The following is a 619-nucleotide window of genomic DNA, read 5'->3' as shown; positions in this document are numbered from 1 at the left end:
TACACGCTGCCGGATCTGCCCTACGACTACAGCGCGCTCGAGCCGCACATCAGCGGCAAGATCATGGAGCTGCACCACGACAAGCACCACGCCACCTACGTCGCGGGCGCGAACACCGCGGTGGAGAAGCTGGGCGAGGCCCGCGAGTCCGGTGACCTGGGCGCGGTGAACCTGCACGAGAAGAACCTCGCGTTCCACCTCGGCGGGCACACCAACCACACCGTGTTCTGGCACAACCTGTCCCCCGAGGGCGGCGGCGAGCCCGAGGGCGAGCTGGCCGAGGCGATCAAGGACCAGTTCGGCTCCTTCGCCGCGTTCCAGGCCCACTTCGCCGCGACCGCCACCGGCATCCAGGGCTCCGGCTGGGCCGTGCTCGGCTGGGACTCGATCGGCCAGCGCCTGGCCATCTTCCAGCTGTTCGACCAGCAGGCCAACGTCCCGGTCGGCATCACCCCGCTGCTCATGCTCGACATGTGGGAGCACGCCTTCTACCTCGACTACCTCAACGTCAAGGCCGACTACGTCAAGGCGTTCTGGAACATCGCCAACTGGCGCGACGTCGCCGCCCGCCTCGACCGCGCCCGCACCCAGACCACCGGACTCATCGTCCCCGCCTGAG

Annotated in this window: 1 protein-coding gene; it reads left to right on the top strand. The window is 68.5% G+C overall.

The window, feature by feature from the left end; genetic code table 11:
* The coding region (locus MWU57_RS17900; protein WP_246911043.1) for a superoxide dismutase at positions 1–618 on the top strand (618 nt) is incomplete at its 5' end.
* Position 619: the final 1 nt, after the last annotated feature.

The organism is Isoptericola sp. S6320L, from assembly GCF_023015685.1.
Classification (GTDB): Bacteria; Actinomycetota; Actinomycetes; order Actinomycetales; family Cellulomonadaceae; genus Isoptericola; species Isoptericola halotolerans_A.
Note: the sequence above shows the minus strand (reverse complement) of the source record. Positions and strands in the feature narration are given on the sequence as shown.